The organism is Pseudomonas sp., assembly GCF_033723075.1.
In the GTDB taxonomy this organism is placed as follows: Bacteria; Pseudomonadota; Gammaproteobacteria; order Pseudomonadales; family Pseudomonadaceae; genus Aquipseudomonas.
The window spans coordinates 201,697-224,791 of the sequence record NZ_JAWVXU010000010.1 but is presented as its reverse complement, the minus strand read 5'-3'; the positions used below and the strand labels follow the sequence as shown (position 1 = coordinate 224,791).

The window sequence follows — 23,095 nt, the reverse complement described above, 5'->3', positions numbered from 1 at the left end:
TGAAGACGACCTCATTTACCGTGGCAAACGCCTGGTGAACTGGGATCCCAAGCTGCACACCGCCATCTCCGATCTGGAAGTGGAAAACCGTGATGTAAAAGGCCATATGTGGCAGTTCCGCTACCCGCTGGCCGACGGCGTCAAGACCGCCGATGGCAAAGACTATCTGGTAGTAGCCACCACCCGCCCGGAAACCATGCTGGGCGATACCGCCGTGGCGGTAAACCCGGAAGATCCGCGCTATAAAGACCTGATTGGCAAATTCATCATGCTGCCGCTGGTCAATCGCCGTATTCCCATCGTCGGTGACGAGCATGCCGACATGGAAAAAGGCACCGGCTGCGTAAAGATCACCCCGGCCCACGACTTCAACGACTACGAAGTCGGCAAGCGCCACAACCTGCCGCTGATCAATATCTTCGACAAGGACGCCGCGGTGCTCGCTACCGCCCAGGTGTTCAACGTCGACGGCAGCGTCAACACTGAAGTCGATGGCAGCCTGCCGGGCGAATACGCCGGCCTCGATCGCTTCGTCGCGCGCAAACAGATAGTTACTGCGTTTGAAGCCGCCGGCCTGCTGGAAGGCATCGATGCCCATGCCCTGAAAGTGCCGAAAGGCGACCGCTCCGGCACCATTATCGAGCCGTGGCTGACCGACCAGTGGTACGTCTCCACCAAGCCGCTGGCCGAACCGGCAATCAAGGCCGTGGAAGACGGCGCTATCCAGTTCGTGCCCAAGCAGTACGAAAACATGTACTTCAGCTGGATGCGCGACATCCAGGACTGGTGCATCAGCCGCCAGTTGTGGTGGGGCCATCGCATTCCGGCCTGGTACGACGAAGCCGGCAACGTCTATGTCGGCCGCGACGAGGCCGAAGTGCGCGCCAAGCACAACCTCGGCGAGCAGCCGCTGCGCCAGGACGAAGACGTCCTCGACACCTGGTTCAGCTCCGGCCTGTGGACCTTCTCCACCCTCGGCTGGCCGCAGCAGACCGAATTTCTCAAGACCTTCCACCCCACCGATGTGCTGGTCACCGGCTTCGACATCATCTTCTTCTGGGTCGCGCGCATGATCATGCTGACCCTGCACCTGGTGAAGAACGACGACGGCACGCCGCAGGTGCCGTTCAAGACCGTCTATGTCCACGGCCTGGTGCGCGACGGCCAGGGCCAGAAGATGTCCAAGTCCAAAGGCAACGTGCTCGACCCGCTGGACATCGTCGACGGCATCGACCTGGAATCCCTGGTGGCCAAACGCACCAGCGGCATGATGCAGCCCAAGCTGGCCGAGAAGATCGCCAAGCAGACCCGCGCCGAGTTCCCCGACGGCATCGCCGCCTACGGCACCGACGCCCTGCGCTTCACCAACCTGGCGCTGGCCTCCACCGGCCGCGACATCAAGTTCGACATGGGCCGGGTCGAGGGTTACCGCAACTTCTGCAACAAGATCTGGAACGCCGCCAACTTCGTCATCGAGAACACCGATGGCCAGGACACCGGCGTCAACGGCGAGGCAGTCGAGCTGTCCTCGGTGGACCGCTGGATCATCTCCGCCCTGCAACGCACCGAAGCCGAAGTCACCCGCCAGCTCGACGCCTTCCGTTTCGACCTGGCCGCGCAAGCGCTCTACGAGTTCATCTGGGACGAGTACTGCGCCTGGTACCTGGAGCTGGTCAAGCCGGTATTGTGGGACGAGCACGCCTCCATCGAACGCCAGCGCGGCACCCGCCGCACCCTGGTACGCGTGCTGGAAGTGGCCCTGCGCCTGGCCCACCCGTTCATGCCCTTTATCACCGAAGAAATCTGGCAGCGGATCAAGGGCCAAGCCGGCGTCAGCGGTGAGACCATCATGCTGCAGGCCTGGCCGGTGGCCAACGAGAGCCGCATCGACGCCGCCGCCGAAGGCGATATCGAGTGGGTCAAGCAGCTGATGCTCGGCCTGCGGCAGATCCGTGGCGAGATGAAGATCTCCATGGCCAAGCGCATCGACATCATCCTGCAGAACGCCAGCGATGAAGACCTGCGCCGCCTGGCCGACAACGCGCCGCTGCTGAACAAGCTGGCCAAGCTGGAATCGGTGCGCGTGCTGCAAACCGGGGAAGAGGCGCCGATGTCCGCCACCGCCCTGGTTGGCGACATGCAAGTGCTGGTACCGATGGCCGGCTTGATCGACAAGGACGCCGAACTGGCGCGTCTGGACAAGGAAATCCAGCGCCTGGAGGGTGAGGTCAAACGGGTCGGCGGCAAGCTGGCCAACCAAGGCTTCGTCGCCAAGGCGCCAGCCGAGGTGCTCGACAAGGAGCGCGGCAAACTGGCCGAGGCGGAACAGGCCCTTGGCAAGCTGGCCGAACAGCGCGAGCGCATCGCCAGCCTGTAAACCATAACCAAGCTGCAAACGCCAAGCCCGCCGTCGCCAGACCGCGGGCTTTTTTCTTCGCACAGAGCCCACCGGGGCTTGTGCCACGCCGAGAAACCACGGTGCACTGCCTGCGGCGAGTGCCACCCTACGGATTGCGGCATGCTCCAGATCCAGCCGCTCGCTCGGGACGTAGGGCGGCTTCGGAGCGCAGCGACAATCCGCCAGCTTTGCGCCGCGCCGATAGACCTGGGGCACTGCCTGCGGCGAGCAGTAGTCCTTTCTTGTCGGTCGTCAAGGCACTGCGACATTTAGTCACGATTAACGCCCCCAAGACACCCAACGCCTTCCAGTTGCCGGTCTATTGGTGCATCCTGCCGCCCATTATTTTTCTAATCATTTCAAACCTTAAACCTCTGACTGGAAACCTCGCCTATGTATGCCTACATGCTTATGGCCGTGATCTTCGTGCTCGGCTATCTATGCATCGCCCTGGAACACCCACTGAAAATCGACAAGGCCGCCTCGGCCATCCTCACCGCTGTCATCTGTTGGACGGTACTGGTGCTGGGGGCCGACAGCATCCTGCCGCTACTGGGCGAGAGCTCGGGCCACGAGGTCACGACCGAACTGCGCCACCACCTCGGCGAAATATCGGAGATCCTGTTCTTCCTGATGGGCGCCATGACCATCGTCGAGCTGATCGACGCCCATGAAGGCTTCAAGGTCATCACCGACCGCATCCGCACCAACAAGCGCGTGCACCTGCTGTGGATGGTCGGTTTCATCACCTTCTTCCTGTCTGCCGCGCTGGACAACCTGACCACCACCATCGTCATGGTTTCCCTGCTGCGCAAGCTGATCAAGGACAAGCACGAGCGCTGGTTCTTCCTCGGCATCGTGGTAATCGCCGCCAATGCCGGCGGCGCCTGGTCGCCGATCGGCGACGTGACCACCACCATGCTGTGGATCGGCAACCAGATCACCGCCAGCGGCATCGTCGCCCAACTGTTCCTCCCCAGCCTGGTCTGCCTGCTGGTACCGCTGCTGGTGGTGAGCCTGACCATGAAGGGCGAATTCGAACGCCCGGTGGTGAAGCCAACCAGGGAGGAGCGCCGCGACCCGACCACCCCGTTCGAGCGCAACCTGGTGTTCATCCTTGGCATCGGCGCCTTGGTGTTCGTCCCGGTGTTCAAGACCGTCACCCACCTGCCGCCTTACATGGGTATCCTCTTCGGCCTTGGCATCCTCTGGGTGGTCACCGAAATACTGCACCGCGGCAAGAATGAAGAAGACAAGCACCCTCTCTCGGTGGTCGGCGTACTGCGCAAGATCGACACCACCAGCGTGCTGTTCTTCCTCGGTATCCTGCTCGCCGTCTCCAGCCTGGCCACCGCCGGCCACCTGACTCAGGTCGCCAGCGCGCTGAAGGACAGCCTGGGCAACGTCTATGCCATCAACATCGCCATCGGCCTGCTGTCCTCGGTGGTCGACAACGTGCCGCTGGTGGCCGGTGCCATGAAGATGTACCCGCTGGTCAACCCCGAGACGCTGGCGGCGGCCGGCGGTAATGGTTGGCTGGGCAACTTCGTGGTCAATGGCACCTTCTGGGAAATGCTGGCCTACTGCGCCGGCACCGGCGGTAGTTGCCTGATCATCGGCTCGGCGGCCGGCGTGGCGGCAATGGGCATGGAGAAGGTCAACTTCATCTGGTACCTGAAGAAGATCAGTCTGCTAGCCCTGATCGGCTACCTGGCCGGTGCGGCGACCTATATCGGCATCGCCACGCTGGCCTGACAGCCGGCAGCCGCTTAGGCTGGGGGGCGCCCGCGCTAGGGCGCCCCCCATCCCTTACAGCAGGATCCTCAGCCGATGGACGTGAGCAAAACCAAAAGCAGTTTCTACCGCCGCCTCTATGTGGCCTGGCTGATCGACAGTGGCAGCGCCTGCAGCGTGCCGGCCCTGATGGACGCCACCGGCATGCCTCGGCGTACCGCCCAGGACACCCTGGCGGCACTCGCCGATCTGGATATCGACTGCGTCTTCGTCCAGCAGGCGGGCGAGCGCAACAATGCCGGGCACTACGCCATTCGTGACTGGGGCGCGATCAACCCACAGTGGATCGCGGCCAACCTGGCGCAGATCAGGACCATACTCGGTTATCCCTGAGCAAGAGACTCTCCATGCGCAGCTCCCACCGCCTGTTACTGGTGCTCCTGTTTCTGCTGGGCCTGTTCCTGCTGTTCGAGGCCCTGGGTATCCGCGCCCAGTTCAGCCTCGAAGCCCTGCAGAACTCGATCCTGATGCACCCGGTCATAGGTCTGCTGCTGTTCACTCTGCTGTTTGCCCTGGGCAACCTGATCCAGATTCCCGGCTGGCTGTTTCTCGCCGCCGCGGTGCTGGCGCTGGGCAGGGTCTATGGCGGCATCGCCACCTACCTGGCCGCCATCGTCTCCTGCGTATTCACCTTCCTGACCATCCGCTACCTGGGCGGCAACGCCCTGCGCGAACTCGACAGCCGCCTGGCCCAGCGCCTGCTGGCCGGCCTCGACCGCCACCCCCTGGCCAGCATCATCGCCCTGCGCACATTGTTCCAGACGGTACCGGCGCTGAACTACAGCCTCGCCCTGTCCGGCGTGCCCTTTCGCACCTACCTGCTCGGCACCCTGCTTGGCCTGCCACTGCCGATCGCGCTGTACTGCCTGTTCTTCGATTATTTGGCGATGTGGCTGGATATCGCTTAGCCGGCCACGGGCGGCGGAACCAAACCATCGAACACACGCTTTTCCAGCACGACCGCAGCAGCTATGGGAAAATGCCGCGCTCCGCCCCTGCCGAAAGCGCCAGCATGTCATCGCCGACCAAACGCCCCAACCGTAAACCCGCCGCGCCGCGCCCTGCCCCGGCCAAACCCGATGCCGACAAAGGCCAGTTGCACCCGCGCAATCGTCATCAGGGGCGGTATGACTTCCCCGCGCTGATCGAGGCCAGCCCGGAGCTGGCGGCCTTCGTGATCATCAACCCCTATGGCAATGAGAGCATCGACTTCGCCAACCCGGCGGCGGTCAGGGTGTTCAACCGGGCGCTGCTCAAGCAGTTCTACGGCATCGCGCACTGGGATATTCCGGCCGACTACCTGTGCCCGCCAATCCCCGGCCGTGCCGATTACCTGCATTACCTGGCCGACCTGCTGGCCGCCAGCAATGCTGGCGAGATACCGCGCGGGGCCAAGGTGCGCGCGCTGGATATTGGCGTCGGCGCCAACTGCATCTACCCGCTGCTGGGTAACCGCGAATATGCCTGGCAGTTTCTCGGCTCGGACATCGACGCCAGCGCCATTGCCTCGGCCAAGGCCATCGTGCAGTCCAACCCCGGCTTGGCCGGCGCCATCGAACTGCGCCAACAGCCGGACAGCCAGCACATCCTTCAGGGTTTGCTCGGCACCGACGAGCGCTTCGACCTGAGCCTGTGCAACCCGCCCTTCCACGCCAGCGCGGAAGAGGCCAGCAGCGGCAGCAAGCGCAAGTGGCGCAACCTGGGCAAACTCGACCCCAAGCGCAAACTGCCGGTGCTGAATTTCGGTGGCCAGGCGGCGGAGCTGTGGTGCCCGGGCGGCGAAGCGGCCTTCGTCAGCCGCCTGATCGCGGAAAGCGCGCAGCATGCCCAGCAGGTGCTCTGGTTCAGCAGCCTGATCTCCAAGGCGAGCAACCTGCCCGGCGTCTACAGCGCGTTGAAAAAGGCCGGCGCGCTCGAGGTGCGCACCGTGGAAATGGCCCAGGGGCAGAAACAGAGCCGCTTCGTCGCCTGGACCTTCCTCACGCCGCAGCAGCGCCAGGACTGGCGGCAAGCACGCTGGCAATAAGACCTGCCGCAAATGGTCAAATCGCCATAACGTAGATCCTATGTTTATGTGCAAGCCTCGCAGGACTTAGACATCGTAGGAGCGGCGGGGGCGCCTAGCCCATGCCCGCGATGCTTTTTGCAGTCCCGTAGCCCGGATGCAATCCGGGCTACGAAAATGCCATTCACTTTGCCTGGCGGGTTCCCGGCGCTCGCCGTTGCAGCTGCTCGAACAGGCTGTCGACCGCCACGGCCAGCAGGCCGATCAGGATCGCGCCCTGCAGGATAAAGGCCGTGTTGCCGGTCACCAGCCCCGAGATCACCGGGTCACCCAGGGTGCTGGCGCCGATGGTGGAGCCGATGGCCGCAGTGGCGATATTGATGGTCACAGAGGTACGGATGCCGGCCAGGATAACGTTCAGGGCCAGCGGCAATTCCACCCGCCAGAGTACCTGCAGCGGCGCCATGCCCATGCCGCGCGCCGCCTCCAGCACCGCCGGATCGATGCCGCGCAGGCCCGCCAGGCTGTTGCGCAGGATCGGCAACAGACCATAGAGCATCAGGGCGAACAGGGTCGGCCCGCTGCCGAAGCCGAGCGCCGGCACCGCCAGGGCCAGCACCGCCACCGGCGGTATGGTCTGGCCGATCGAGGCAACCTGGCTGACCAGCGGCAAAAAATCCTCGCCCCAGGGCCGGGTCACCATGATCGCCGCGCCCACCCCGACCAGGCTGGAGACGCAGGCCGCCAGCGCCACCAGCAGCAGATGGCTGCCGAGCAGGTCGATAAAGGCGGCGCGGCCGTAGATCACCGTGCGGCTGTCCGGCTCGATCAGGCGAAACAGCCCGTCCAGCTCGGCCAGCCCCAGCGCCGCCGCCAGCAGCAGGGCCAGCCACAGCAGCGGCGACCAGCAACCGCTCAGGCGCCCAGACGAACCCGCCATCACTGGGGCCGACTCATCAGCGCATCCAACTGCAGCACGCCGACCTGCCGGCCCTGCTCATCGATCACCGGCAGGCTGCTGCAGCGGTGCCAGAGCATCAGCGACAGCGCCTGGCGCAGGGTGTCCGTGGCCTTGATCCTGGGCCCGGCGGCCGGCGCGGCGGCCGTGGCCAGCGCCTGCATCAGCGCGGCCACGTGCAGCAGCCCGGCCTGCTTGAGGCCGCGTTCCTGGCCGCCGAGCAGGTTCTCGACGAAGGCATTGGCCGGTTTGGCCAGCAGCGCCTGCGGACTGTCCTGCTGGACGATCCGCCCCTTGTTCATCACCACGATGCGGTTGGCCAGCTTGAGCGCCTCGTCCATGTCATGGGTGACGAAAACGATGGTCTTGCGCACCTGCGACTGGATGCGCAACAGCTCGTTCTGCAGGCTCTCACGGGTGATCGGGTCGAGTGCGCCGAAGGGTTCGTCCATCAGCAGGATGTCCGGGTCGCCGGCCAGGGCGCGGGCCACGCCGACCCGCTGGGCCTGGCCGCCCGACAGCTGGCTGGGGTACTTGTCGGCGAACTCGGCCGGCGCCAGTTCGAGCAACTGCAACAGTTCCTCGACCCGCTGGCGGATGCGGGCGGCCGGCCAGCCGAGCAGGCGGGGCACCACGGCGATGTTGCGCGCCACCGTCCAGTGTGGAAACAGGCCGGTGCTCTGGATCGCATAGCCGATGCCGCGGCGCAGTTGCTGCGGGTCGATCCGTTCGATGTCCCGGCCATCGATGCGGATGCTGCCGGCCGAGTGCCCGATCAGGCGGTTGATCATGCGCAGAGTGGTCGACTTGCCGCAGCCGGAGGTGCCGACCAGCACGCACAGCTCGCCGGTTTGCACGGTCAGGGAGATATCGTCAACCGCCCGGGTCTGGTCAAACAGCTTGCTGACGTTGCACAGCTCGATCATCGCCTCACTCCGCTGGAAAAACGTTCGCCCAGCAGGCTGAACAGGCCGTCCGCCAGCAGCGCCAGGACGATGATGGGCAAGGCGCCGAGGATGATCAGGTCCATCGCCGACTGGCCCAGGCCCTGGAAGATAAAGGTGCCGAAGCCGCCCGCGCCGATCAGCGCCGCCACTGCGGTCAGGCCGATCGCCTGAATGCTGGTGACCCGCACGCCCTCGATGATCAACGGCATGGCCAGCGGCAGGCGCACCTGGAGGAACACCTGGGCGGGGCTCATGCCCATGCCGCGGGCTGACTCGATCACGCCGGCCTCGACCTCCTGCAGGGCGACGCAGGTGTTGCGCACGATCGGCAGCAGGCTGTAGGCGATCAGGGCGAGCAGCGCCGGCGCCCAGCCGATGCCGCGGATATTCAGCTGCTGGAGCAGGGGAAACTGCGCCGACAGGTAACTCAGCGGCGCGATCAGCAGACCGAACAGCGCCAGGCTGGGAATCGTCTGGATAAAACTGAGCAGACCGATGCTGCCCTTGTGCGCCCCCGGATAACGCTGCAGCAACAGGGCGATGGCGCCGCCGAACAGCAGGCTCAAGCCCACCGCAGCGCCCACCAGGGCCAGGTGGCTGGACAAGGCAGCGGCGAACTGGCTGCGGCGTGACTGGTACTCGCGCAGCAACGCCAGCGGCTCCAGCCAATCCTGCTGGGCCAGCCAGCCCAGCAGCACAGCCAGGGCGACGGCACCACCAAGCAGCCAGACGCGCGCAAGACGCAGGCGCTGCTGCAGTTCGATCAGCAGCAAGCCGAGCAGAAACAGTAGGCTCCAGCAACCGGCGCCAATGCCGACCCGCGCGTAGGGCAGGTCCGCGCCTATGTGGCGCCCTATGCTCCAGGCCAGGCTCAGGGGTAATTGCAGCAACAGCAGCAGCACGATCGCCAGGATCGGCCAGTAGCCCGGACGCGGCGGCCGCAACGCCAACCACGCGCAGGTCAGCAGCGACCCCGTGAGCAGCAGCGCCCAACTCGGCCCCAGAGCGGCCAGCAGTCCCAGGCCATTGCCCGGAGCGATGCGGTTGGGCTGGATGCTGACGAAGTCCAGGCTCCACAGCAGTGCCAGCGCCAGTAGCGCCAGCACCGGGATGGCTCTATTGCTCGGCAGTGGCAGGTTCATGCCGGCATCATTGGCCCAGGCTGTCGAGGAACGCCGCCGCCACTTGCGCCGGCTCGGCACCCTGCACCGCCACCTCGCCATTGAGCCGTTGCAGGGTCTGCAGATCCAGGGCGGCGAAGATCGGCTGGAGAATCCCTGCGATCTGCGGGTAGGCCTCGAGCACATCCGCGCGCACCACGGGTGCCGGCTGATAGACCGGCTGCACGCCGCGGGTGTCTTCCAGCACCAGCAGGTCGAGGGCGCTCAGGCCGCCATCGGTGCCGTAGGTCATGGCCGCATTGACCCCGTTGGTCTGCAAGGACGCGGCGCGGATGGTCGCCGCGGTATTGCCACCGGCCAGGATCAACAACTGCTCGGACGTCAGGGTGAAGCCGTAGGCCTGCTGGAAAGCCGGCAACGCCGTCGGCGACTCGACGAACTCGGCGCTGGCGGCGAACTTGAAGACGCCGCCGTCCGCCAGGTAGCGGGCCAGGTCGTCCAGCGTCTGCAGACCATGGGCGCGCGCCAGGTCGCCGCGTACGCTCATGGCCCAGGTGTTGTTGGCGTTGGCCGGCGGCAGCCAGACCAGTTGGTTGGCCTCGAGGTCCAGCGCCTTGACCTTGGCGTAGCCCTGTTCGGCGTTTTTCCACAGACTGCTGTCGGCGCTGTCGAAAAAGAATGCGCCATTGCCGGTGTACTCCGGGTAGATGCCGACCTCACCGGCGATCAGGGCACTGCGCACGATGTTGGTGGCGCCGAGCTGGGTGCGATCCTCAACCGGCACCCCGCCACGCTTGAGCGCCTGATAGATCAACTGCCCCAGCACCGCGCCCTCGGTATCGATCTTGGAGGCGACCACCACAGTCGATTGCGCCTGCGCGGCCCCCAGCACCCCACAGAGCGCCAGCAGCGCAAGCACACGACCCAATTGTTTGCCCAGTAAAGACATGGTTTATCCACCCTGTTGGTTTGACCAAAGCGTAGAAGATGCAGCCGGGCAATGACAGCCGCGCCGTCTGATTGGCCGCCGCGCATCTGCTTGCAGAGCCGACCAGGCGCCGGCCCGCCGTAGGCGTTGCACGGCAGCCGGGCAGTTCGCCGATGGAACCGCGCCTACAGAGGATTCTCCGATACCCCAGGCCAGGGCCGCGCCCGTAGTGCGGTGGCACGGCAGGATGGCGGCAGCGGGACAGCGACCTATTCGAGCAACTCGAACAGCGCGACGTTGCCGCTCTTCTCCTGGGCACTGACGAGGAAATGCCGACCGCCGTGCTCGACATGCGCCAGCCCTTCAGGTGCCAGCGCGCCCCGGCCGGCACCCTCCTCGACACCCAGCACCTGAAGCACCTGCGGCTGCGCGGGTCGATCCAGATCGATCAAGGCCAGCGCATCGGCGCGTTCCAGGGCAGCCACCGCCAGGCGCTTGCCGAACGCATCGAAACTGACCACGCCTTCCGGTTCGCTGCCCTTGTTCGGGCTGCGCTGATCCGGATAGACACCGGCCTTGGCCGCCATATCGTCGAGCTGGCTGCCGGTGTCGCCGAGCAGCTTGCCGCTGAAGGCATCGAACACGCTGACGGTGCGCCCGCCCCCTGTCGGCAGGCCGGCCTTGGTCTTGGACGCCTTGGGATCGCTATCGCCCTCGTCGGCGCTCAGCAGATAGCGGCCATCGGCACTCACGGCGATGCCGTCCGGTTCACGCAGGGCGAACAATTCGGCGCTCGGCGCGTAGCGGCCGTCGTCGGCCAGATCCGCCGCATGCCGCACCGTGCCCAGACCGAACACCTGCTGCAGCCGGCCCTGCAGCACATCGACCACGGCGATGGCGTTGTTCTCCTGCAGGCTGACATAGGCGCGCGCGCCGTCCGGGCTGAAGACCACGTATTCCGGCTCGATATGCTCAGGGCCGGTGCCGAACGGAATCTTCAGCTCTTCACCATCGATCACCCGCTCCAGCAGACGCTGGTGCGCCGCCTGGGTCGCCCCCTCGACGCCGGCCAGATCCGGCAACCCGATCAGACTGTGCCGAGCCTGGGCCAGGCCCTGGCGCAGGTCGATCAGGCTGATCGAACCCTCACCGCTGCGCAAACCCTCGCCATCGCGCACATAACCTTCGCCCTCGTTGGCCGCCACCACGAATTCGCCGTTCGGCGAGAAGGCCAGACTGTCCGGCCACACACCGACCTTCACGCTGCCCAGCAGCTTGCCATCGCCTGCCGCGCGGAACTCGACCCGGCCGTTGCTCAGGCCGTCGCTGGCGCGCACGCAGACCGCGAAAAAATCCTCGCCGGGATGGAATGCCACCGCCGTCATCTCGCCAGCGCCCTCGCCCAGCAACTGATGCCGGGCCACCCGGCTCAGGCCCTTGTCGGGGTCGAGCGCGAGAATATCCACCAGCCCCTGGCTGCTGTTGGAGACGATCACCCGCATGCTGGATGCCTGCACGCTGACGATCTCGGTTCCGGCAGGGAAGCCGCTCTGGTAGATTGACAATGGTTTCAATTCCAGCGCGTCGGCCAACGGGGCCAGAACACACAGCGCACACAGGGCGGAAATACGCAGCATGGCAACTATCCTTTTGCAGAAAATGGATAAATGGAAAAATCCGCAGCAGTCTGTGCAGCCCAAGTGACGCCTTGATGACACCTCAGCGGCGACTGAACGCCCCCCACCAGGCTTGACCCGCCACTTGCCAAGCGGCCATCTGCAGTGGCCGCCTTCTCACTGACTGGAGTCATGGATGAACTGCAAGAGACTGTGCTCGAGCCTTTGTCTGCTGCTGTGCCTGAACACTCAGGCCGCCGAACAGCAGGCGCTGAGCATCAGCGTCGGCGACTGGCCGCCCTACCTGTCTGCCAACCTCAAGCACAACGGGGTCATCGCCCATCTGATCAGCGACCTGTTCGCCGACGAAGGCTATCGCGTCAGTTTCCAGTTCCTGCCCTGGCCGCGTGCCTATGCGGCAACGGCCGCCGGCAGATTCGACGCCAGCGCGGTGTGGATGCACAAGAACGAACGCGAGGCCGATTTCCTCTACAGCGCGCCGCTGCTCGACGAACAGTTCGTGTTTTTCCACCTGAAAAGTTTCCCGTTCGACTGGCGCAGCCCCTACGACTTGACCGGCATGACCCTCGGTGGCGGCCTGAAATACAGCTACGGCGCCAAATTCGATGCGTTCCTGAGCACCGGACAAGTGCGCATGGAGCGGGTCTCCAGCGACATGCAGAACTTCGAGAAACTGCTCAGGGAACGCATCGTGCTCTACCCGCAGGAAATCAACGTCGGCTACGCCGCGCTGCACAGCGACTTCACCCCGGCCGACATCGCCAAGATCACCCACCACCCCAAGCCACTCCTGAACAACCTCAGCTACCTGATGTTCCCCAAGCAGCTCGCGGGCAGTCCGGCGCTGCGCGAACGCTTCAACCGCCGCCTGCAGCAGTATCGCGACAGCGGCCGTTATGAGCAGTATTTCCGCGATCTGCAGGCGGGCCACTATCAGCAGACGCCAGTCCAGGCAAGCGAGCTAGAGGCCGACTCGGCAGAGCCGTAACGCCTAGCGCGCGCACCGCCCGCTAGCAGCCCGCTGGGCTTCGCAGAGCGAAGCCCATGCGCCCCGGCCTACGCGGCCCGGCCCAACCTACAAAAACCGTATGTTCGGACAGCCTGCCAGCAGACCACCACCGATACGCGTGACGGAGCCGGCCAGCTTGAAAAATGTCCGAGAGCGGCGGCTGCAGGAGGCGTAACCGGGGGTACGGCCATTGGCGATGCTCGTCAGCACCCGCAGTGATCACGCGCCTGCCCGGCAGCGGTCACCAACGGGCAAGCCGCTCAGCAAAAATGACGGCGCGGCAACGCCCCGCGCTATCGGGGATTCCAGAAGCGCTGCATTTCGACGAAAAGAAATGACGCGCTCCAGGTAATCAGCACCAGCCCGGTGAGTGATTCGATGCCGGTGAGAAAACGCAGATCACCGTGCGGCTGGATATCGCCGAAGCCGAGAGTGGTGAAGATCGTGAAGGAAAAATACACAGCGTCCATAAAGCTGCCGTTGAAGTTGCCTTCCAGGTAGCCCCAGCCATCGGCGCGGTGCATCAGGTAGTAGGCGATGGCGAATATCCACACCTCGACCGCATGGGCCAGCAGAGCGCCACCGACCCCCAGCACGATGCGAAAGCGATGGCGCACCTGAATGCGCGGCAGCAGCAGGGTCAGCCGAAACAGGAACTCGTAGTGGATGATGACCGCGGTTATCACGATCAGGGTATTAACTAGAAAGACGATGATCACTGGCAATCCTGCGTTGAATGGTTGTACTAGCTTTAGCAGCTGGCGGCAGTCCTCGCTCCATAGCCGGCGGCCCGCTTGAGCATTTTGCACGGACACGCCCCCCAAGTAATGCACCGATATTCAGCACAGCTGATTCGCTGTCCAGCAGCGCTTGCCAAGAGCAGGCTGACTCCTTCGCCCCAAAGAGGAAACAACCATGGAGTTTTTGCGAACCCCCGATAGCCGTTTCCGCGACCTGCCCGGCTACGATTTCGCACCCCACTACCTGCTGGTGGATGACGGTGAAGGCGGTCAGTTGCGCGTGCACTACCTCGATGAAGGCCCGCACCACGCCGATCCCGTGCTGCTGATGCATGGCGAGCCGTCGTGGAGCTACCTGTACCGCAAGATGATCCCCATCCTGGTCGCCGCCGGGCACCGGGTGATTGCCCCCGACCTGGTCGGTTTCGGCCGTTCCGACAAACCAAGCCGGCGCCGGGACTACAGCTACCAGCGTCATGTCGACTGGATGCAGGCGCTGCTCGACCAGTTACGGCTCGAGCGCATCACCCTGGTCTGCCAGGACTGGGGCGGTTTGATCGGCCTGCGCCTGGCGGCGGAAAATCCCGAGCGTTTCGCCCGGGTGGTAGCCGCCAACACCATGCTGCCGACCGGCGATCACCAGCCCGGCGCAGCGTTCCTCAAGTGGCAGCAGTTCTCCCAGGAGGTGCCGGTATTCCCCGCCGGCGGGGTGATCAAGGGCGGTACCGTCACGCCCCTGCCCCAGGCGGTGATCGACGCCTACGATGCGCCCTATCCGGACGAACGCTACAAGGAAGGTGCACGCCAGTTCCCGTTGCTGGTGCCGATCACCCCGGACGACCCGGCCAGCGCACAGAACCGAGCCGCCTGGCAGGTGCTCGGCCAGTGGCAGAAACCCGTCCTGACTGCCTTCAGCGACTCGGACCCGATCACCGCTGGCGGCGACAAGCTGATGCACAAGCTGATCCCCGGTACCCGCGGCCAGGCCCACACCACCATCGCCGGTGCCGGCCACTTCCTCCAGGAAGACCAGGGCGAACGGCTCGCCGAAGTGGTGGTGGCGTTCATTGCCGCCAACCCCTAGCCACGGAGCGCTACAAGCGGTTGCCAAGGATCAGGGGGAAGGCGAAACCCGGATGCAATCCGCGGCAACGTTCAAGTCCCGGGCTGGGCAAGAAACACCTGCACGCGCGCCTGGTAGGCCAGCGACTCGCGCTGGCGTTCGATCTCGCTCCAGATGGCCAGCGCCAGGGCCGCATCGGCGAACACCAAGGCATTGGACAGCATCAGGTAATAGGCCTTCTCCTCGAGCGGCAATTTTACCTTCTCGATCGTTGCCGCCAACTGCGGGTGGGCCTGCAGGAGAAAATCGGCGCGCAGGCTTTGCAGGGCCGCCGCCTGCACCCGACCATGGCGGAGCATCTGCAGGAGTGCCAGAGGATCGCGACTGGTTTCATCCACTTCTGCGCCATGCTCGCGGATAAAGTCGACGATGGAGAAACCACTCAGCGAACCGATGCGACCATCGAACTGACGGAACTCCTTGCCGTTCCAGCCCACCTGGCTGTCCTTGCGCCGGTACAGGGCATAGCTCGAGGTATGCAGGCGCTTGCGCTCATCCAGGCGACCGTCGTCGTCCAGCGGGTAGCGGCCGAGGGTCAGACGTTCGGCCTTGTAACTGGAGGCGAAGGCGCCATCGTAAATCCCCCGTTCAAGGCCGGAGAGGCAACGCTTCCAGGGCACCGGGACGAACTCGAAACGCAGTGCCAGGGCCTGCTCGACCAGGCCGAGCAACTGCAGGTTGAGGCCGGTCCCGTCGCTCATTACCCAGGGGTAGGAATCCTGATCCTCGTAGCACAGCTTCAGCGCCGAGGCATCGGCAGAAACGGCGGCGGCAGCTGGCAGCACGCCTGAAAGTAGACACCCCAGGACAAAACAGAAAAAGGCCTTGGCCAATGCGCATTGCTCCATAAGCGTAACGAGGGTTGCCTGCCCTGGGTAGCCGGGCACCTTCTTCCTGAGATGCGGCAAGTATAGATATAAGCATGGCCCAGCCACGTTGCTGCAGATCAATCGCCCCGAGCGGGCACGGCAAAGCGCCGGTCCAGCCCGCTATAGCCCATGCCCACGCCCTTGTGCACTTTCAGTTGCACCGGAATCCGCTCCTTCATCGCTTCCACGTGACTGATCACGCCGATCATCTTGCCGCTGGCATTCAGGCTGTCGAGGGCATCCAGGGCGATTTCCAGGGTTTCGCCGTCGAGGGTGCCGAAGCCTTCGTCGAGAAACAGCGAATCGATGCTGGTCTTGTGGCTGACCAGATCGGACAGCGCCAGGGCCAGCGCCAGGCTGACCAGGAAGCTTTCGCCGCCGGACAGGGTCTTGGTGTCGCGGGCGACATCGGCCTGCCAGGTGTCGATCACTTCCAGTTCCAGTTCGCCGCTGCCGCGCCGGGCCAACTGGTAGCGGCCGTGCAGGCGTTCGAGTTGCTGGTTGGCCAGGTAGACCAGGTGATCGAGAGTCAAACCCTGGGCGAACTTGCGGTACTTGGCGCCGTCGGCCGAGCCGATCAGGCTGTTGAGTTGCTGCCAGAGGTCGTACTCGCCCTGCTTGGCGGCAATCTCGGCGAACAGGCTCTGCTGATTCTGCCGCCGCACCTCGTCGCCCTGCAGTTGCGCGCGGATTTCGCCCTGGCGCTGGGTCAGGGTTTTCAACTCGGCACCGAGCAGCTGCAGGCGCTCTTCGAGCTGTTCGCGCTCGAGTTCGCTGGCCGGATTGGCCTGCAAGGCGGCCAACTGTTGGTCGGCGGCGCTTTTCAGCGCCTGGGCCTCGGCCAGGGATTTATGCAGACGCTCCTTGAGCTGAACCAGCGCACCGCGCTGCTGCTCGTCGAGCAGCGCGGCCTGGAAGGCGCCCTCGTCGCCGAACGGGCTGGCGACCAGGGCCGACGCCCACTGCTGCGCTTTGGCCTGCAGGTCGTGCTGATCCTCGCTCAGCCGCTGCGCCTGGGTCTGCTGGGAGCCGTGCAATTGCTGCTGACGACTGTGCTCCTGGGTTAGCCGCGCCTCGGCTTGCTGCAGGGCGGCCAGCGCATCGGTAACCGCGGCCAGTGGCGGTGGCTCGGCCTGCTGCAGTGCCGCCCAACGCTGCAGCCAGTTGCCGTGCAGTTCGCGGGCAACGTCGAGGGCGTGTTCCAGTTCGCGCTGCTCGCCCTCTAGTTGCTGACGCTGTTGTTGCGCCTGCTGCCAGCTGTGCCACTGCGTTTCACGCTCGCGCAGCCAGGCGGCGCCGTCGCTCGGCAAGCTGTAGCCGAATGCGGCCAGTTCCTCGCTCAGGCTGCTGTCGCGTTCACTGCGCTGGCGCTGCAGCTGCTCCAGGCGCATGGCGATGTCCGCCAGTTGGCTGTCCTGATGCTGCAACTGTTGGCTGGCCAACGCCTGCTGTTGCTGCATGGTGGCGCAGCTCTGCTCGAGTTGCTGGCGCACCCTGCGCGCGCCCTCCAGCGCTACCTTGAGCCGATCGAGTTGCTCGAGGCTGCGCTGGATCGCATCCAGTTCGGCCGCCTGCTGCCCTTCGTATTCGGTCAGGGCCGCCGTATCGGCCAGCGCGCTGCCGAGCTGCTCGGTCAACTGTTGCCAGCGCTCGCCCTGCTGATCGTGCTCCTGGCGGTTGCGTTGCAGCTGTTGCCGGTGCTGTTCGAGCTGGCTGGCCAGGGTCGCCAGTTCACTGGCCAGGCGCTGACCGCTGGAGGTCAGGGCTTCCAGCTCGGCCTTCTTCGCCAGCAGGGCCTGCTGGGTGGCGCTGACGTCCAGCGCCTGGTAGGCGGCAATCGCCGGGTGCTGGTGGGAGCCGCACAGCGGGCAGGCTTCGCCTTCCTGCAACTGGGCGCGGTAGCTTTCCAGGGCCTGGATGTGCTGTTCCTGCTCCAGCAGTTTTTCCTGGTCGCGCACCTGCTGTTGCACCTCCTTGTAGCGCGCGCGCAGGGCCATCACCTCGGCATCCTTGGCGGCGTGCTGGCCGTGCAACCCGCCCAGCGTGGCGTCCAGCTGCACTTGCTGTTCGTCCAGCTGCTGGCGACTGGCGGCCAGCTGCTTGAGCTGGGCCAGCAGACCGCTGTGGCGGTGCAGCAGTTGCCAGCGCTCGCGCAGGGTGGCCTCGCTGCGCCCGGCCAGCAGGTCATCGAGTTGCCGCTGCTGATCGCCTTCCGCTCGCTGCGCGGCAAGCAGGCGCGCCTGTTCGCCACTCAACCGGGTGGCCTGCTCGGCCAACCCTATCTGCAACGCCTGTACGGCTTGCACGGTCTGCTGCTGGCGGTTGTCGAGCTGGCCGAGGTCCGCGTCCAACTGCTGCCGCGCCGCGAACTGGCTGCGCCAGGCGCCCAGTTGCTCACCGAGCCGGCCGTGTTGCGCCTGCTCGGCCAGGCGGGTCTCCAGTTGCTGGCGCTGCGCGGCCAGATGGTCGCGCGCCTGCTGCCGCTCGCCGAGCAGTTGCTGACTGAACTGGCGGGCCTGCCACAGGCATTCGCCGATGCGTTGCGCGGCCTGCTGCTGCTCGGCCCGGGTCTGCTGCAAGGCCTTCTCGCTCTGGCGCACGGCCTGCTGCGCCTGCTGCCAGTCGCGATGGACCGGCAGCAACGTTGCTGCCGGCTCGCTGGCGGCCAGTTGTGTCAGCTGCACCTGAGCGGCCTGCAATTCGTCCTGGGCACGCTGCTCGGCCAGCGCCGCGCTGTGTTGCTGGCTGTGCGCCTTGGCCAACTCGTCGCGCCATTGGCGCTGGCGCTGCAGTTCGGCCTGTTCGGCCTGCAGGCGGGTGTCTGCGGCGCCCAGGCGTTCGGCTTCGCCCTGCAGTTCGCCGCGTTGCTCCTCGCCCAGTAGCTCGACGCCTTCGGCGCGGGCGCGCAGCTGATCGAGAGCGATCTTGACCTCACGGGTCTGCTCGAACACGCGCTGGGAAATCTGCCCGTAGATATCGGTGCCGGTCAGCTCTTCCAGCAGCTCGGCGCGCTGGTTGGCGTTGGCCTCGAGGAAGGCGGCGAAACCGCCCTGGGCCAGCAGCATGGACTTGGTGAAGCGCTCGAAGTCCAGGCCGGTGAGGCGCTCGGTCTCGCGCAGCTTCTCGTTGATCTTGTCGGTGAGGATGGTGCCATCGGCCGCCGCCAGTTCCACCTTGGGCGCCTGCAATGCACCGCCGGCCTTGTCGCGGGCGCGGCGCTGGCTCCAGAACGCCCGGTAGCGCGCGCCCTTGACCTCGAATTCGACCTCGGCCAGGCAATCGCCGGTGTGCCGGGTCATCAGTTCGTTGGCGCTGGCCGACACACTGCTCATGCGCGGCGTGCGGTGGTACAGGGCCAGGCAGATGGCGTCGAGCAGGGTGGTCTTGCCGGCACCGGTCGGCCCGGTGATGGCGAACAGGCCGTTGTCCTTGAACGGCTCGACGGTAAAATCGATCTTCCACTCGCCCTTCAGCGAGTTGAGGTTCTTCAGACGCAGGCTGAGGATCTTCATGCCTCGCCCTCGCGCAATTCGCCAACCACCTGGCGGTACAAGGCGAGCAAGGGTGCCTGCTGCGCATCGTCCAGGGTTTCGCTGCTCAGGCGCTGGGCGAACACTTCCTCCACGCTCAGCTCGTCCAGGGTTTCTTTGGCCTGGCCCTGCAGCGCGGCTACGGCATTGCCGCGCTCGCGGCGGATGCGCAGCACCTCGACCGGCAGGCCCTCGCACAACGCGGCGATGCGTTGCTGCAAATCGCTGAGGTAGTCATCGCTGCTCACCTGCACCTCCAGCCATACCGGCAACGCGCTGCTGCCCTGCTGCGCGGCCTCGGCGATCGCCTGTTCCAGCTCCTTGAGCGAGCCGCGCACGGACAGCAACGGCTGAAAACGCGGCACCGGCAAGGCGCTGATGTCACGCAAGCCACCGCCATCCAGCTCAACCAGCAACACCTCCTTCTGCTGCCTGGCCTCATCGAAACTCAAGGGGATCGGCGAGCCGCAATAGCGGATATGCTCCAGGCCGCCGACCTTCTGCGGCCGGTGGATATGGCCCAGGGCGATATAGGCGGCCGGCGGGAAGGCGCTGGTGGGGAAGGCTTCCAGACTGCCGACATAGATCTCGCGCACCGACTCGCTGGCGCTGGCGCCGACCGTGGTCAGGTGCCCCGTGGCGATGATCGGCAGCTCGCCGCCCAGCTCCGCGCGCCTAGCCTCGGCCAGGGCATACAGCGCCTGGTAATGCTGCTGGATGGCCTGCTGCAACGACAGCTGCTTGTCCTGCGCACTCTGCCCGGCCTGGCTCTGCAGCACATCGCGCGGGCGAATAAAGGGAATGCCGCAGAGCAGCGCGCCGGGCGTGCCATCGCGTTTTTTCAGTACCAGCAGCTGCTCGGCCAGATCCGCACAAACGCCGGGGATCACCCGGGTATCCAGCTGTGCCAGCAGGGTCTTGCTCTCGCCGAGCATGGCCACCGAATCGTGGTTGCCGCCGAGCACCACCAGCTCGCAACCGCTGCCGCGCAGCTCGACGATAAAGCGGTTGTACTGCTCGCGGGCATAGCTGGGCGGCGCACCGGTGTCGAAGATATCGCCGGCGATCAGCAGCGCATCGACCTCATGCACGCGCACCTGCTCGATCAGCCAGGCGCAGAAGGCCTGGTGTTCGGCCTGGCGGGTCTTGCCCATGAAGTGCTGGCCGAGGTGCCAGTCGGAGGTATGGAGGATGCGCATGCTCAAGCAGTGCCCTTAGCTGGACGGCGGGTAAAAGTACAAACCATGTCATTTTTCTCAGGCCGAGCGCAAATCGTCCGCGACTGCCGCGGGCAACACGCCCCGAGCAGATCATTCGATATCTATGACGACCCGCAATGATATCACTTTGATATTGCGCATGACCAAGACACGCCCTAAGATCGCCCCGCCCGCTCGCGGGCAAAGGACCCATCCAACACAAAGGGAAGCACTACTGAAATGCGTAAACTCAACTTTCGATTCGCCTTGATCCCAGCTGCACTCGCCATTCTGAGTGGCTGCGCCAGCATCATCAGTGACTCGCAGTACCCAGTCAGCATTTCCAGCACGCCTGCCGGCGCCAACTTCGAAGTCCGTAACCGTGCTGGCCAGGTGATCCATTCGGGCACCACACCAGGCAGCGTTACCCTCAAGTCGGGTGCTGGTTATTTCAAAGGCGAGGTGTACACCATTGCCTTTCGCAAGGAAGGCTTTACCGCTCAGCAAACCACGCTGAACACCAGCCTGGATGGTTGGTACTGGGGCAACATCCTGTTTGGTGGCCTGATCGGCATGCTCGCCGTCGATCCCGCGACAGGTGCCATGTACAAGCTGCCGGAAGATACTGCCGCCACCCTGGCACCGCTAACAGCTGACGCAAAAGCGGCCGACAGCCTGACCTTGATGACACTGGATCAGGTGCCGGAGCACCTGCGCGAGCAACTGATCCCCATCAACTGAGCCCACCGGCCGGAATCCCCTCCGGCCGCATCCCTTCCTTAATGCGCCCTTCCACTTACCCCATCACGTCAAGATCAGCCAGGCGCAAATACTTGGCACTGGGCCTCGCGGATTTTCTAACCGAGTCGCCAACCGCAGGGATGGAGGATGCGCATAAGCCTGATCACATCGCCCAATCCTTGACCACCATATGGGTCTTGACCTTCTGCATGCCGGGGTAGTTTTCGATCTCCCCGCGGATCTCGCTGAAGCGCTGCATCGAGGCGGCTTCGATATACACCAGCATGTCGGTCTCGCCGCTGATGCCGCTGCAGCGGCGTACTTCACTGAAGCTGCGCATGCGCTCCACGTAGTTTTCGCAGCGCCCGCCCTGGTAGAACAACTCCAGGTAGGCCTTGATCCCGGCATCGGCCGGGGGGGCGACCTGGGCGTGGTAGCCGCTGATGATGCCGCGCTGCTCCAGCTGGCGAATGCGCTCGCTCACCGCCGAACGCGACAGGTTGACTGCGCGGGCAATCTGGCTCACCGGCACGCGCGCATCGGCGCGCAACAGGGCGAGGATCTGCTGATCGAACTTGTCCACTTGGGCTCTCGGAAAAAGGCAATTTGCCGGTCAATTCCGCCAGTTCGTCGGACAAAGCCGACGCTTCGCCAGCATCCTGCAGCAGGCGGGCGAATTATGATGGCGAACGAAACGTCAGAGCATACAACATGAGCCGCCTGAACCAAGAGCTGAGCCTGCTGCAAGGCATCGGTCTGCTGAGCACCTCCCTGCTCGGCACCGGGATTTTCGTCGTTCCGGCGCTGGCCGCCACTGCGGCGGGCGAGGCCTCGCTGTGGGCCTGGATGATCCTCATCGCCCTGGTGCTGCCGATCGCCTTTACCTTCGCCCAACTCGGTCGTCACTATCCCCATGCCGGCGGTGCGCCGCACCTGATCGGGCGCGCCTTCGGCCCGCGCATGGAACGTCTCAGCGCTCTGCTGTTCCTCGCCGTGTTGCCGGTCGGCTTGCCGGCGGCGCTGAATATCGCCAGCGGCTTCTGGCAGGCCGTGGTCGACCTCGATCGCAGCCAGGCGCTGGCCGTCCAGCTCGCCACCCTGGGCGCCATCCTGCTGCTCGGCCAGCGGCCAGCCAAGGCCTCGGGGCTGGTGCAGGGCCTGATCGCCGTGGCGATCGTCGGCAGCGTCGGGCTGATCTGGTGGGCCGGCGACTTACCCCTGAGCAGCCAGCCGCTGCTGCCGCCCATCGCGGGCTCCTGGCACCTGCTGCCCGCCGCGCTGGGGGTGATGTTCTGGTGTTTCGTCGGCATCGAGGCCTTCACCCATATGGGCGAGGAATTCAAGAATCCCGCACGCGACTTTCCCCTGGCCCTGCTGTTCGGTGTACTGCTCGCTGGCCTGGTGTACTGGGCGTGCTCGGTGGCGGTGCTGAGCTTTCAGGCTTACGGCAATGTGCACAGCGACGCCGCCTCGCTGCCGCGCCTGTTCGATCTGCTGCTGGGCGAGCGCGCGCGCTGGCTGATCGCGGTAGTCGGCTACCTGGCCTGCTTCGCCTCGATCAACGTCTATATCCAGGGTTTCGCCCGGCTGATCTGGAGCCTGGCCGAGGAAGGCAAACTGCCGGCCCGTCTGGCCCGGCGCAACCACCACGGCGTACCCGCCCGCGCCCTGCTGCTGGTGGTCCTGAGTTGCGCCCTGTGCGCCAGCCTGGCCGGCCTGCTGAACCTCTCGGTGGACGACCTGATCCGCTACGCCAACGGCAACTTCGTGGTCATCTACCTGCTGAGCATGGCCGCCGGCGCAGTCTTGCTCAAAGGCATCTGGCGCTGGCTGGCCGGCTTCAGCACGCTGCTCTGCGCCTTGGTGCTGGTCATGCTCGGCGGCGATGCCGGGTATGCCCTGGGTTTGTTTGCCTTGCTGGCGCTGCTCGACTACGGCCGCAGTTTGCGCTCGCGCCGCTTGCTGGGCGAAACCCCACCTCCGGCCTGAGCAACCTGTAGCTGTAGGCGCGAATAAATTCGCGCCTACAGCCAATTCCTCCGATTACAAAGGTGACCGCGCACGCCGCCTGCCTCTATCCTTGGGCAAAGAATGTC

19 protein-coding genes are annotated in these 23,095 nt (G+C 65.1%); 9 read left to right on the top strand and 10 right to left on the bottom strand.

Annotated features, from left to right (window positions below):
• From R3355_RS14130 to rlmF, 5 genes are all read left to right on the top strand, one after another.
• A partial coding sequence (locus tag R3355_RS14130; protein ID WP_318961738.1) for a valine--tRNA ligase occupies positions 1–2,377 on the top strand: 2,377 nt, incomplete at its 5' end.
• A gap of 414 nt (positions 2,378–2,791) precedes the next feature.
• Positions 2,792–4,153, top strand: a complete 1,362-nt coding sequence (gene nhaD / locus R3355_RS14125) for a sodium:proton antiporter NhaD (protein WP_318961736.1) — start codon at positions 2,792–2,794, stop codon at positions 4,151–4,153.
• A 75-nt stretch (positions 4,154–4,228) separates the two neighbouring features.
• On the top strand, positions 4,229–4,525 hold the full coding sequence (locus R3355_RS14120) for a winged helix-turn-helix domain-containing protein (protein WP_318961735.1): 297 nt from the start codon (positions 4,229–4,231) through the stop codon (positions 4,523–4,525).
• Positions 4,526–4,539: 14 nt separating this feature from the next.
• Positions 4,540–5,100, top strand: a complete 561-nt coding sequence (locus tag R3355_RS14115; protein WP_318961733.1) for a VTT domain-containing protein — start codon at positions 4,540–4,542, stop codon at positions 5,098–5,100.
• A gap of 104 nt (positions 5,101–5,204) precedes the next feature.
• Entirely contained in the window at positions 5,205–6,218 is a 1,014-nt protein-coding gene (rlmF, locus tag R3355_RS14110) for a 23S rRNA (adenine(1618)-N(6))-methyltransferase RlmF (protein ID WP_318961732.1), read from the top strand.
• A gap of 163 nt (positions 6,219–6,381) precedes the next feature.
• Here the strand turns inward: rlmF and R3355_RS14105 are convergent, their stop codons facing one another.
• The 5 genes from R3355_RS14105 to R3355_RS14085 form a co-directional block, all read right to left on the bottom strand.
• Entirely contained in the window at positions 6,382–7,137 is a 756-nt protein-coding gene (locus R3355_RS14105) for an ABC transporter permease (protein WP_318961731.1), read from the bottom strand.
• A complete protein-coding gene (locus R3355_RS14100; protein ID WP_318961730.1) occupies positions 7,137–8,081 on the bottom strand; it encodes an ABC transporter ATP-binding protein in 945 nt (314 codons plus the stop codon). Before R3355_RS14100 ends, R3355_RS14105 begins: the two co-directional genes overlap by 1 nt.
• The gene (locus R3355_RS14095) at positions 8,078–9,244 is read right to left on the bottom strand and encodes an ABC transporter permease (RefSeq protein ID WP_318961728.1); all 1,167 of its coding nucleotides are present in this window, start codon (positions 9,242–9,244) and stop codon (positions 8,078–8,080) included. Before R3355_RS14095 ends, R3355_RS14100 begins: the two co-directional genes overlap by 4 nt.
• A gap of 7 nt (positions 9,245–9,251) precedes the next feature.
• Complete coding sequence (locus R3355_RS14090; RefSeq protein ID WP_318961726.1) at positions 9,252–10,172, bottom strand: ABC transporter substrate-binding protein; 921 nt, start codon at positions 10,170–10,172, stop codon at positions 9,252–9,254.
• A 248-nt stretch (positions 10,173–10,420) separates the two neighbouring features.
• Positions 10,421–11,788: a choice-of-anchor I domain-containing protein gene (locus R3355_RS14085; RefSeq protein WP_318961724.1), complete on the bottom strand. Its 1,368-nt coding sequence runs from the start codon at positions 11,786–11,788 to the stop codon at positions 10,421–10,423.
• 175 nt (positions 11,789–11,963) lie between these two features.
• On the opposite strand from R3355_RS14085, the gene R3355_RS14080 reads away from it, so the two are divergent.
• Positions 11,964–12,776: a substrate-binding periplasmic protein gene (locus R3355_RS14080; protein ID WP_318961723.1), complete on the top strand. Its 813-nt coding sequence runs from the start codon at positions 11,964–11,966 to the stop codon at positions 12,774–12,776.
• 314 nt (positions 12,777–13,090) lie between these two features.
• On the opposite strand, the gene R3355_RS14075 is transcribed toward R3355_RS14080, so the two are convergent.
• A complete protein-coding gene (locus tag R3355_RS14075; RefSeq protein WP_318949640.1) occupies positions 13,091–13,516 on the bottom strand; it encodes a potassium channel family protein in 426 nt (141 codons plus the stop codon).
• 196 nt (positions 13,517–13,712) lie between these two features.
• Here R3355_RS14075 and R3355_RS14070 point away from each other — a divergent pair, with 196 nt between their 5' ends.
• A complete protein-coding gene (locus R3355_RS14070) occupies positions 13,713–14,621 on the top strand; it encodes a haloalkane dehalogenase (RefSeq protein ID WP_318961722.1) in 909 nt (302 codons plus the stop codon).
• 71 nt (positions 14,622–14,692) lie between these two features.
• On the opposite strand, the gene R3355_RS14065 is transcribed toward R3355_RS14070, so the two are convergent.
• The 3 genes from R3355_RS14065 to sbcD form a co-directional block, all read right to left on the bottom strand.
• The gene (locus R3355_RS14065) at positions 14,693–15,493 is read right to left on the bottom strand and encodes a transporter substrate-binding domain-containing protein (protein ID WP_318961720.1); all 801 of its coding nucleotides are present in this window, start codon (positions 15,491–15,493) and stop codon (positions 14,693–14,695) included.
• Between the two features lie 113 nt (positions 15,494–15,606).
• Complete coding sequence (locus tag R3355_RS14060) at positions 15,607–19,041, bottom strand: AAA family ATPase (RefSeq protein WP_318961719.1); 3,435 nt, start codon at positions 19,039–19,041, stop codon at positions 15,607–15,609.
• Positions 19,038–20,258 (bottom strand): exonuclease subunit SbcD, encoded by a 1,221-nt coding sequence (gene sbcD / locus R3355_RS14055; protein WP_318961717.1) that lies wholly within the window; start codon positions 20,256–20,258, stop codon positions 19,038–19,040. Before sbcD ends, R3355_RS14060 begins: the two co-directional genes overlap by 4 nt.
• 240 nt (positions 20,259–20,498) lie before the next feature.
• Here sbcD and R3355_RS14050 point away from each other — a divergent pair, with 240 nt between their 5' ends.
• Complete coding sequence (locus R3355_RS14050; protein ID WP_318949741.1) at positions 20,499–20,999, top strand: hypothetical protein; 501 nt, start codon at positions 20,499–20,501, stop codon at positions 20,997–20,999.
• 163 nt (positions 21,000–21,162) lie between these two features.
• Here the strand turns inward: R3355_RS14050 and R3355_RS14045 are convergent, their stop codons facing one another.
• Positions 21,163–21,582, bottom strand: a complete 420-nt coding sequence (locus R3355_RS14045; protein WP_318961715.1) for an Lrp/AsnC family transcriptional regulator — start codon at positions 21,580–21,582, stop codon at positions 21,163–21,165.
• A 128-nt stretch (positions 21,583–21,710) separates the two neighbouring features.
• On the opposite strand from R3355_RS14045, the gene yjeH reads away from it, so the two are divergent.
• A complete protein-coding gene (gene yjeH / locus R3355_RS14040; RefSeq protein WP_318961714.1) occupies positions 21,711–22,988 on the top strand; it encodes an L-methionine/branched-chain amino acid transporter in 1,278 nt (425 codons plus the stop codon).
• The last annotated feature ends 107 nt before the right edge of the window (positions 22,989–23,095 follow it).